The 556-nt window shown below is 62.9% G+C and carries 2 protein-coding genes; both read left to right on the top strand.

Features of this window, described 5'->3' with window-relative positions:
* A partial coding sequence (locus tag ON31_RS37030; RefSeq protein WP_157533800.1) for a hypothetical protein occupies positions 1–257 on the top strand: 257 nt, incomplete at its 5' end.
* A complete protein-coding gene (locus ON31_RS29460) occupies positions 254–496 on the top strand; it encodes a hypothetical protein (RefSeq protein ID WP_039818334.1) in 243 nt (80 codons plus the stop codon). The genes ON31_RS37030 and ON31_RS29460, both read left to right, overlap by 4 nt.
* The last annotated feature ends 60 nt before the right edge of the window (positions 497–556 follow it).

Here is a 556-nt window from a genome sequence, read left to right as displayed (position 1 = left end):
ACTACTCCCGCGCCGGGCGTCATCCAAACCGCTACCCCAACCTGCGCGCCGAGTTGCCGCTCGTCACGCACGAAGTAACGAAGGGAATTCTACCGATGCCGAGAAAACTCTCCGAAGCCCTCGCTGAGAGGCACGCCGACGCCGTCATACGGCTGCGCGAAATCTCCAAACAGGGGCTATGGCTTGGTCACACCGAGATCGCCGACGAGCTCGACCACCTCGCCGACGTTTTCGAAACCATCTGGGGCGACCGATGAGCGACGCCGACATCATCGAGGCCCTGCGCGACGAGGTCGCCCGGTTGAAAGCCTCGCTCGAAATCGCCGAGGCGAAAGCAACGATCGACGCCGCAGCGATCGAACGATTCAAGACACAGGTATCGATCCTGCGCAGCCAGCGAAACGAACTGCGCGCCAGGCTGTTCGACCAGACGCTTGCCGAGGCCACCGAACGACGAAAGCATGCCGCAGCGAAGGCGAGCGGGGGTGCCCGATGAGCTGGGAATACCGCGTCACGGAACGCACCGAGCGCGAATTCGAGATGCTGCTCACCTACG

Source organism: Nocardia otitidiscaviarum NBRC 14405, from assembly GCF_000308635.1.
GTDB classification, from domain to species: Bacteria; Actinomycetota; Actinomycetes; order Mycobacteriales; family Mycobacteriaceae; genus Nocardia; species Nocardia otitidiscaviarum.
Note: the sequence above shows the minus strand (reverse complement) of the source record. Positions and strands in the feature narration are given on the sequence as shown.